10 protein-coding genes are annotated in these 9,330 nt (G+C 63.2%); 2 read left to right on the top strand and 8 right to left on the bottom strand.

The annotated features are described in order from the left end of the window. Positions 1–32 precede the first annotated feature (32 nt). The 5 genes from ACIQ2A_RS24360 to wrbA form a co-directional block, all read right to left on the bottom strand. Entirely contained in the window at positions 33–599 is a 567-nt protein-coding gene (locus ACIQ2A_RS24360) for a TRAP transporter small permease (RefSeq protein WP_398484343.1), read from the bottom strand. Positions 600–719: 120 nt separating this feature from the next. Then, positions 720–1,724: a TRAP transporter substrate-binding protein gene (locus ACIQ2A_RS24355; protein ID WP_398484341.1), complete on the bottom strand. Its 1,005-nt coding sequence runs from the start codon at positions 1,722–1,724 to the stop codon at positions 720–722. 359 nt (positions 1,725–2,083) lie between these two features. Next, positions 2,084–2,650: a DUF2478 domain-containing protein gene (locus ACIQ2A_RS24350; protein WP_398484339.1), complete on the bottom strand. Its 567-nt coding sequence runs from the start codon at positions 2,648–2,650 to the stop codon at positions 2,084–2,086. A gap of 192 nt (positions 2,651–2,842) precedes the next feature. Further along, the gene (locus tag ACIQ2A_RS24345; RefSeq protein WP_398484337.1) at positions 2,843–3,211 is read right to left on the bottom strand and encodes a winged helix-turn-helix domain-containing protein; all 369 of its coding nucleotides are present in this window, start codon (positions 3,209–3,211) and stop codon (positions 2,843–2,845) included. Between the two features lie 175 nt (positions 3,212–3,386). Beyond that, positions 3,387–3,986 carry an NAD(P)H:quinone oxidoreductase gene (gene wrbA, locus ACIQ2A_RS24340; RefSeq protein ID WP_398484335.1) on the bottom strand — a complete coding sequence of 200 codons (600 nt, stop codon included), beginning with the start codon at positions 3,984–3,986 and terminating at the stop codon, positions 3,387–3,389. 155 nt (positions 3,987–4,141) lie between these two features. Between wrbA and ACIQ2A_RS24335 the strand changes: the two genes are divergently transcribed. Continuing rightward, positions 4,142–5,074: a LysR family transcriptional regulator gene (locus ACIQ2A_RS24335; protein WP_398484333.1), complete on the top strand. Its 933-nt coding sequence runs from the start codon at positions 4,142–4,144 to the stop codon at positions 5,072–5,074. Positions 5,075–5,236: 162 nt separating this feature from the next. On the opposite strand, the gene ACIQ2A_RS24330 is transcribed toward ACIQ2A_RS24335, so the two are convergent. Beyond that, entirely contained in the window at positions 5,237–6,337 is a 1,101-nt protein-coding gene (locus tag ACIQ2A_RS24330; protein WP_398484331.1) for a glycosyltransferase, read from the bottom strand. Positions 6,338–6,620: 283 nt separating this feature from the next. On the opposite strand from ACIQ2A_RS24330, the gene ACIQ2A_RS24325 reads away from it, so the two are divergent. Continuing rightward, complete coding sequence (locus ACIQ2A_RS24325) at positions 6,621–7,589, top strand: ABC transporter substrate-binding protein (protein ID WP_398484329.1); 969 nt, start codon at positions 6,621–6,623, stop codon at positions 7,587–7,589. 107 nt (positions 7,590–7,696) lie between these two features. Here the strand turns inward: ACIQ2A_RS24325 and ACIQ2A_RS24320 are convergent, their stop codons facing one another. After that, positions 7,697–8,923 (bottom strand): MFS transporter, encoded by a 1,227-nt coding sequence (locus ACIQ2A_RS24320; protein WP_398484327.1) that lies wholly within the window; start codon positions 8,921–8,923, stop codon positions 7,697–7,699. Further along, the coding region (locus ACIQ2A_RS24315; RefSeq protein WP_398484325.1) for a hypothetical protein at positions 8,920–9,330 on the bottom strand (411 nt) is incomplete at its 5' end. The genes ACIQ2A_RS24315 and ACIQ2A_RS24320, both read right to left, overlap by 4 nt.

Here is a 9,330-nt window from a genome sequence, read left to right as displayed (position 1 = left end):
TCCCCGGCGGGGAGAGGTGAAGGAAAAACATTTCAATCCAGCGGCACATGCGCATCACTGCCATCCTGCGGCGGCGGGCCGATGGTGAGGCGTTCGATGACGAAGAGCAGCATCATCGCGCCGGACACCGGGATCGGTAGATAGGTGATGCCCACCGACAGCCAGGGGAATTCATCGACCGAATTGCCCCAGGTCGTCTCCACCAGCGCCCCGCCCCAGACCAGCATGAACAGCGCCATCGCGGCCATCAGCAACTCGCTGATGAAGGCTGCGACCACGCGCGCTTTCGGCGGCAGCAGATTGGTGCCCACCGTCATGTTCATGTGAATGCGCTGGCGATAGCAGTTCGCGGCACCGATGAAGGTGACGGCGACGGTGAGCAGCACCGCAAGCGGCTCCGGCCAGGACGCCGCGCTGTTGAGGATGTAGCGGGTGTAGACCGCCCAGGGAATGATGAAGGAGATCAGCACCAGCGCGATGCAGGAGATGACCGCGCCGGTCCAGTAGAGGCCGTTCATGGCGCCGCGAAAGGCGAGCGCGGGACCGCGCGCCGTGTCGGCGCGATCACCGATCATTCTTTTGGAGACGACATCAGACATTCAGACCTGTCCACACTCTCCACTGTCGTCGCCCGGCTTGACCGGGCGATCCAGTAGACTCGGAATCTGCGGTGCTTACTGGGTCACCCGGTCAAGCCGGGTGACGACAAATGTGCCTACTCAACTCACCGCCGCAATGCGCTTCGTCATGTCCGCATATTTGGCGCCATACTTGTCCCACACCGGCTTCACCACCTCGCGGAACGGCGCCTTGTCGACGGAGGTGACGATGTCGGTGCCGACTTCCTTCATCTTCTCCAGCGCCTTGGCTTCCGCCTCGTACCAGAGCGCGCGCTGTTCGAGCTGCGCCTCGCGGCCGACCTTCTTCAGCAGCGCCTGATCCTCCGGCGTCAGCTTCATCCACGATGCCTTCGAAAACACCAGCAGTTCCGGAATGATAAGATGCTCGGTCATCGAGAAATATTTGGCGACCTGATAGTGGTTCTGCGCCACGAAGGACGGCAGATTGTTCTCGGCGCCATCGACCACGCCGGTCTGCATGGCGCTGAACACCTGGTCGAAGCCCATGGCGACACCATTGCCGCCCAGCGCATTCATCGTGTCGATGAACAGCGGATTGCCGATCATGCGGATCTTGAGACCCTTCAAGTCCGCCAACGCCTTTACCGGGCGCTTGCTGTTATAGATGTTGCGCGAGCCCGCATTCATCCAGCCGAGCGCGACGAGCTTGGTCTTGTCATTCGCCGTGATCTTGTTGAGCAGCTCGTCGCCGATCTCGCCGTCGAGCACGGCTTCCATATGTTTGGAGTCGCGGAACACGAACGGCATATTGAAGACATTGACGTCGTCCACCACGGGACCCACCGCGCCGACCGAGATGCGCGCGATCTGCAGCGCGCCGACCTGGGCCTGCTCGATGGCTTCCTTCTCGCCGCCGAGCTGCATGGAGGGAAACATCTGGATGCTGAGCCGGCCATTGGTGGCAGTCTCGAGCTTCTTGCCCATGCGGACCACGGATTCCACCGTGGGATAGCCGAGCGGGTGAACGTCGGACGCCTTGAGCACCATCTTGCTCTGCGCCAGTGCGGGCGCTGCGCCGCCGATTCCCACGGTGCCAGCCGCGAGCGCGGCCAGGCCACCTTTGACGACCTCTCTTCTATTCATGGACGAAATCCTCCCTGATTTCCCGATGGTCTTTTTAGATCGGCAGTTGCGCCGTTATTCTTGGTCGCCCCGTTTTCGAGGTCGATTGTGCCGTGCCGCCTCCCGGCGCGCGGCCGGAAAGTTGTACGATGACCTGACATCTAGCATCAGGATGCGACTGCGACAAGCGGACACATGCAAGCGCAGGTCGAACCAAAGTGCAATGCGCGTGCGCTGCGAAGGGAGGAGGAATTTGAGAAGGTGGGCCGAATTCTATTCGTCGTCACCCGGCTTGACCGGGTGACCGAGTATACACAGCGGCTTCTGAGTTTACTGGATCGCCCGGTCAAGCCGGGCGACGACAGGAGAGGTGAAGCGCCCTACTTCACCACCGCGCAAAAACTCTGCTGCACGGGCTCGGGCACCGTTCCGCCGCGGCTGGAGACTTTCAGCCACCAGGCATCCAGCGCCTCGCGCGCGCATGGCAGTTTCACGCTCATGCCATCGGCAAAGGCGATCCATTCATTGAACCGATGCGCCGGGACGGCGATCACCACGGGGATATCGCCGGACAGAGCGCGCTCGATCAGATAAGCGAGGCCTTTGCCTTCGCGCTCCTGCTTGCCGAAGCGGTTGATGATAACGAGATCGGCGCCGGCATCGATGGCATCGGCCACCCGGCTGCCGGCATCGAGCAACTGGCCGACATCGAGCTTGCAGCCCCTTGCGCCCGGACCGAGATCCTGAAACAGCCGCACCTGCTCGCCGCTATGCAGCATCACGGCATTGAGCTTGGGCACATCGACTTCGCGATGGCCGAGCTGGACCAGGCCGACAGCACGGATGCCCTGCCGGCCGAGACTGGCCGCAAAATCATGCAGCACGGTGTCGGGGTCCTGGTCGGTCTCATAGACCAGAGCAGCCAGATCGCATTGGGAGTCGAACATCGGGACATCCTGCACGGGATTGGATGATCCTATTGCAGAATGGCGGCATTCAAAAGGCCGATTGCTAGCACGGATCGGTATATCTGACAGGATATAGCGGCCGTAGGGCGGATGAGGCGAAGCCGTCATCCGCCGGCCGGTTGCGTAACTGAAACTCCGCGGCGGATGAAGCTGCGCTCATCCGCCCTACGGTCAGCGCGCCTTGCGCTTGATGTCCTTCTTGAGCGCCAGCAGTTCCTTGCGCGCTGCCACTGCTGCGGCTTTTTCGATCGCGCGGTAACGGCTGACGAGATTTTCGCCGAATGGCGTGAGGATCGCGCCGCCACCATTCTTGCCGCCGGTCTGGCGCTCCACGGCGGCCTGGCCGCAGATGCGGTTGAGCTCGTCCACCAGATCCCAGGCGCGCTTGTAGGACATCTCCATGGCGCGCCCGGCGGCGGAGATCGACCCCGTCGCCTGGATGTTTTCGAGAAGCTGGATCTTGCCCGGCCCGATGCGGCCCTCGGGATCGAGGTCGATGCGGATGCTAAGGGCTGGCACGGGGCTGGCGGATGTCGACATGGCCCGACGTTACGTCGGACGCCGCGCGCTTTCCAGAGAAAGCGCGCGGTGAAGGTGTTGGACGCGTAGGATGGGTTGAGCGGAGCGAAAACCCATCAGTCCGTCGATGCGGCAGGCTCCGCTGATGGGTTATCGCTGCGGCGCTTCGCGCCTTCGCTCAACCCATCCTACAAAATCAGCCGTGCAGCTTCTTCGCGGCTTCGGCGATCGCCTTGCCCTGATAGCGGGCGCCGGCGAGTTCGTTCTCGCTCGGCTGGCGGCTGCCGTCGCCGCCGGTCAGGGTCGTCGCGCCATAGGGCGAGCCGCCGGTGACTTCGTCGAGCTTCATCTGGCCCTGGAAGCCGTAATTGAGGCCCACGATCGTGATGCCGAAATGCAGGAGGTTGGTGATGATGCTGAACAGCGTCGTCTCCTGGCCGCCATGCTGGGTCGCGGTCGAGGTGAACGCGCCACCGACCTTGCCGTTCAATGCGCCCTTGGCCCAGAGACCGCCGGCCTGATCGAGGAAGTTCGCCATCTGCGAGGCCATGCGGCCGAAGCGGGTGCCGGTGCCGACAATGATCGCGTCGTAATTGGCGAGATCGTCGATGGTTGCGATCGGGGCGGCCTGATCGAGCTTGTAATAGGATGCCTTGGCGACGTCGGCGGGCACCAGTTCGGGCACGCGCTTGATGTCGACAGTGGCGCCGGCTTCGCGGGCACCTTCGGCCACGGCATTGGCCATGGTTTCGATATGGCCGTAGGCGGAATAATAAAGGACGAGCACTTTGGTCATGGGAAGTCTCCTGTGTGATCCCGAACCGTCATTGCGAGGGGCCGTTGCTTCGTAGAGCTGTTGGCGCCTGACAATGACGGCGGATTGGCATCTAGATACGCCTGCCGATTTGATGCATAAATAGAAACGATCGAAACTCATCGTTTCCGGATTTGATGTCAAAACTCCCCGATTTCGAAGCACTGGCGATTTTCGCCAAAGTCGTCGAGCTGCAGTCCTTCGCTGCGGCAGCGACCGAGCTGACCCTGTCCAAGGCGACGGTCTCCAAGGCCGTGAGCCGGCTCGAGGAGCGTCTGGGTGCACGGCTGTTCAACCGCACCTCGCGGCGGCTGGCGCTGACCGATGCGGGCCGGACCCTGGCGATCAAGGCCACGCAATTGCTGGCCGATGGCGAGGCGCTGGAGAACGAGGCGCTGGCGCAATCATCCAGCCCGCGCGGGCTGGTGCGGCTGGCGGCGCCGATGACCTATGGCACCGGCACCATTGCGCCGCTCTTGCCGGAATTTCTCGCCCGCTATCCCGATGTCTCCATCGACCTCAATCTCAGCGATGCCACAGTGGACCTGATCGGTGAAGGCTATGACGCCGCGATCCGCATCGCATCCTTGCCGGACTCCTCGCTGATCGCGCGGCGGCTCTGCGGCGTGAAGCGCCATGTGGTGGCGGCGCCATCGTATTTCGCCAGATATGGCCGACCGACGCATCCGTCCGAACTCGCCGACCACAAATGCTTTGGCTACACCTATCTCACCACGCCCGGCGTCTGGCATTTCACCAACGACGCCGGTGATCTCGTGAGCGTGCGGCCCTCGGGCCCGCTGCACGTGAATAATGGCGAGGCCGTGATGCCGGCGCTGATCGCAGGCCTCGGCATCGGCGGCCTGCCGGATTTCATCGTCGGCGAGGCGATCGCGCGTGGCGAGCTGGAAACCGTGCTCGACGACTGGTCGCAAACCCTGAGCGGCGTCTATCTGGTGACGCCGCCGGGCGGCCCGCGTCCCGCGCGTGTCGAGGTATTGCTGGATTTCCTGGCGGAGAAACTATCAGACGGCGGCAAGCGGGCGCGGAAGGGGGAACGTGGCGATTGAGGGACGGGGATAGTGCCTGGCCTGCATGGTTCGAGACGCCCGCTATGCGGGCTCCTTACCATGAGGGTCTTCTAGAGCGTTCTACTCTCCCCTCATCCCGAGGAGCCGCGCAGCGGCGTCTCGCAGGATGGCCGCGGTCCTTCCCACGCTTCCTATGCGACGTCAGCTTACTTTCATCATCTGCGCATAGATCGCGAAATACTGATCGCGCATATTGGCGATGTCGAATTCGGTGACGAAATTTCGCCCGGTCGCCGCCAGCCGCGTGGCCACATCGGGCCGCACGGCCAGCGCCATGATCTTGTCGGCGAGATCCTGCACATCGCCGACCGCGAATTTGACGCCGTTGGCGCCGTCCACCAGCAATTCGGCGGGGCCATCGACATCGGCGGCGATCACCGGCAAGCCCGCGGCCATGGCCTCCAGCAGCACGAGGCCAAAACCTTCGAAGCGCGATGGCAATACGAACATATCCGCTTCAGCCAGCGGCCCGCGCACATCGGTGCGGCCGCAGAGAAAGCGGATGCGATCGGATACGCCCTCGGCAATGGTCAGCGCCTTCAGGCTGCCTATCGTGGCGCTATCGCCTTCCGGCGGACTACCGACGAAATCGCAACGGACATCAAGACCGCGCGCCACACAGATCGCCAGCGCCTTGATCAGGATGTCCTGCCCCTTCTGCTTCGGATAGATGCGCGCGACATTGACGAGACGCAGCGGCGTGCCGACCACCCGCTCGCGATCGATGGCGCGGAAGGGCTGCAGCGGAATGCCGTTATGCACCTTGAACAACCGCTTGAGATGGACGCTGGCGCATTCGCGCTCGACGGCCGCGGAAATCGCGATATTCCAGTCGACAAAGCGCTGATGCAACCGCAGCTTGACCCGGTCCCATGTCTGCACGATGCCCGTATTGTGGATCGTGGTGCCGACACTCATCGGCCGATACAGCTTGCTCAGCATCGCAAAATGCTTGGCGCCGCTGTCATGGGCATGGATGGCGCGGATATCGTGGCGGCGAATGATGTTCAGCAGCGTCAGGATGATGCGGGGATTGCGATTGCCGGGCGCGCGGCGGAGGAAATAGACGGGGTGGCCTGACGCCGTGAGCTCGGCCTCGAAATCCGGATGAATGCGATCATTGATGATGACGAAGACCTGCGGAACGCCTGCTCCCGGCGTGCAGCTGGCCGCGAAATTGATCAGCAGGCGCTCGGCGCCGCCGACGGTCAGCGACGAAATCAACTGAAGTACCGACGCCACGTGAAAATGCTCCCGGCCCGGCTGCCGGGCAACTACAAATTTATCGATCTCATCAGACCGATGCTCGCCTCATTTCGCCTCACAGAGATGGCTATTTGACGACGCGGAACAATGCGCCGCCGGCGCCAGAACGGGCCGCAAACGCATTCCTTCCAAAACCTGCCGAGACGGCGATAGGTTCCTTGCCTGATCGCGCGATCATTCAGCCAGCCATTTCATTGACTGGCGCGGGCCCGGTCGTAGCTTTGACGCGATTGTCGCAGCAGAGAAAAGCACCGCCGCCATGACCGACGCTTCCATGACCCGCCGCCTGTTTTCCACCCTCATCGCCACCGCGTTCAGCGCAACACTGGCTGGCTCCGCCTTCGCCGCCGACCCGATCGTGCTGCGCATCGGCGACCAGAAGGGCGGCAACCGCTCGCTGCTGGAATTCTCCGGCCAGGCCAAGGACCTGCCCTACAAGATTCAGTGGTCGGAATTCCCTGCCGCGGCACCGATCCTCGAAGCCATCAATGCCGGTGCGCTCGATGTCGGCCATACCGGCGACCTGTCGTTCCTGACGGTGTACGCCAATGGCTCGCCGATCAAGGCGATCGGCGGCGTGCGCGCCAATGCGAACACGCAGGCGATCCTTGTGCGCAATGACTCACCGATCAAGACACTCGACGACCTCAAGGGCAAGCGCCTCGCCGGCACGCGCGGCGGCTGGGGTCAGTTCCTGATCAATGCGACTTTGGAGAAAGGCGGTTACAAGACCACCGACGCCACCTTCGCGCCGCTCGGCCCGGTCGATGCGAAGATCGCATTGGTGGCCGGTTCGATCGATGGCTGGGCCGTCTGGGAGCCCTATATTTCCTATGCAGTCCTGAAGGACAATGCGCGCGTGGTGACCGACGGCGCGGGACTGACACCGACGCTTACGTTCATCGTGGCATCCGATCAGGCCATCGCAACCAAGCGCGAAGCCATCGCGGACTTCCTCAACCGGCTGAACAAGGCGCGCGAGTGGTCGCGTTCACGCCTGCCGGACTATGCCAAGAGCACGGCCGAACTGACCAAGCTGCCGGAAGACGTGCTGCTGCGCGCCTATCAGCAACAGGACACCCGGCCGATCGCCATCGATGACGGGGTGGTGAAGGAGTTTCAGGAGGCATCGGATCGCGCGACGCGCTACGGCATCGTGAGCAAGCAGATCGACGTCAGCAAGGCAGTGGATCGGAGTTTCACAAAGGACCTGGCGGTGTCGAACTAGGGGGGATCGTAGGATGGGTTGAGTGCAGGCGCGATAGCGCCGGAGCGATACCCATCACCGCGTGCTCCGGCGCTCGTCGTGATGGGTATCGCTGCGCTCAACCCATCCTACGCGCTACGCGCCAAGATCCGCATCGTCGCCACCGCCGCGACCAGCGACAGCACCGTGGCGACGCTGAACAGCGTGCCATAGCCGAGGAGATCGGCGATGCGGCCGGACAGCATCGAGCCGATGAAATAGATGATGAGCTGGGCACAAGCGAGAATGGTGAAATCGGTGCCCGGCTGCTCTTTCGATGCCGCCGACATGAACAGGCTGTAGAGCGCAACGATCTCCATATAGCGGATCAGCGTCTGGAAGCCGGCCGCGCCAAAGATCGGCAGGATGCCGGTGATGATGCCGAGGGCATGCGCGGTGAACAGCGCGAAACAGATCGTGCGCAGGATGCCCAGCAATCCCAGCGTCCAGCCGCTGCCGAAACGATGCAGCAGCCAGGCGGCGCCCGCCGCGCCGGCCAAGCCGGCTGTCGTCGCAGCGCCGCCGGAGAGATAGCCGATCTGCGCCAGCGGCACGCCGGCATCGACGAGATAGCTGCCCTCCATCGTCTTCACGAGGCCTTCGCTCATCCGGTAGATCAGCGCGATCCAGAGAATGTTGCGCACCTCGCGCCGGCGCAGGAACGCCATGATCGACGGGCGTGGCTTGGCGGGATCGATGACGTCAGCTTCGCTCTCCTGCATGGCAAAGGCGGCGAAGAGCGGGATTAGCGAGAAAGCCGCGATGGTCAGCAGCATGCCGGTCCAGCCGATATACGAATACAGCACCAGCCCGAGCGTGCCGCCGATGACGACGCCGAAGGCCACCGAGCCGCCCTGGATCGCATTGCCGATCGGGCGATCTTCCGGCGCCAGATATTTCGCCGCATAGCCGTCGGTGGCGATGTCCTGGGTGGAGATCAGGAACGAGCCGACAAGGCCGACCGCGATGATGCCCCAGACATTGGTTGAGCCGAGCGGGATCAGGCACAGCAGGCTGAGAATGACGCCGGTCTGGGTGACGATCACCCAGCCGGCACGATGCGCGCGTGCGAAGGGACGGATGCGATCGACCCAGGGCGCCCAGAAGAACTTCAGCAGCAGCGGCAGGAACCAGAGGCTGAGATAGCCGATCTCACTGCGCGACACGCCGGCTTCGCGCATGATCGGCGGCAGCGCCGCGGCAAACAGATAGGATGGAATCGCCTGCGCGAGATAGAGCCCACCGAGCACGACAAACAGCCGCCTGCGCCCGATCACAGGCGCGGCAGCCGGCGCGTCGATCACGACTGTGCTCATGCGACGCCGCCATGTACGGCGAGGAAGGCACGCGCGGCGGCCTCGTCTTCCATCGCCACCAGCGGCATTGGCCACAGCTTGCGAAAGGTCTCTTGCATTTTCTCATTGGCTCCCGGACGCACGATCGCAACCGCGCGGCAATGCGCCGACACATGTTTGCGCGTGGCTTTGAACCACAGCGCCTGCTCGCGCTCACCGGCCACGGACAGCTTGCGCCCGCCACCGCCGAACAGAATGAGGAATTCGAACGGCTGCGCATGCTCGCCGACCCGCACCAGCGCGGCCAGATAGTCGCGCTCGTCGGTGTCGGCATAGGGTGGCAGAAAACGTAGCGTCAGCAGGCTGCCTGCTAATTCAAGATCGACCATGACAGCAATTCGAACTCCCTGGGAAGTGGCCTTGGGGGA

Source organism: Tardiphaga sp. (assembly GCF_044336785.1).
GTDB lineage: Bacteria > Pseudomonadota > Alphaproteobacteria > Rhizobiales > Xanthobacteraceae > Tardiphaga.
The sequence above is the reverse complement of the archived record's forward strand: the minus strand, read 5'-3'. Positions and strand labels throughout refer to the sequence as shown.

Excerpts from the sequence above, each read along its gene's own strand:
- ACIQ2A_RS24360 (WP_398484343.1), bottom strand. The coding sequence starts at position 599 with ATGTCTGATGTCGTCTCCAAAAGAATGATCGGTGATCGCGCCGACACG.
- ACIQ2A_RS24355 (WP_398484341.1), bottom strand. The coding sequence starts at position 1,724 with ATGAATAGAAGAGAGGTCGTCAAAGGTGGCCTGGCCGCGCTCGCGGCT.
- ACIQ2A_RS24350 (WP_398484339.1), bottom strand. The coding sequence starts at position 2,650 with ATGTTCGACTCCCAATGCGATCTGGCTGCTCTGGTCTATGAGACCGAC.
- ACIQ2A_RS24345 (WP_398484337.1), bottom strand. The coding sequence starts at position 3,211 with ATGTCGACATCCGCCAGCCCCGTGCCAGCCCTTAGCATCCGCATCGAC.
- wrbA (WP_398484335.1), bottom strand. The coding sequence starts at position 3,986 with ATGACCAAAGTGCTCGTCCTTTATTATTCCGCCTACGGCCATATCGAA.
- ACIQ2A_RS24335 (WP_398484333.1), top strand. The coding sequence starts at position 4,142 with ATGTCAAAACTCCCCGATTTCGAAGCACTGGCGATTTTCGCCAAAGTC.
- ACIQ2A_RS24325 (WP_398484329.1), top strand. The coding sequence starts at position 6,621 with ATGACCGACGCTTCCATGACCCGCCGCCTGTTTTCCACCCTCATCGCC.
- ACIQ2A_RS24320 (WP_398484327.1), bottom strand. The coding sequence starts at position 8,923 with ATGAGCACAGTCGTGATCGACGCGCCGGCTGCCGCGCCTGTGATCGGG.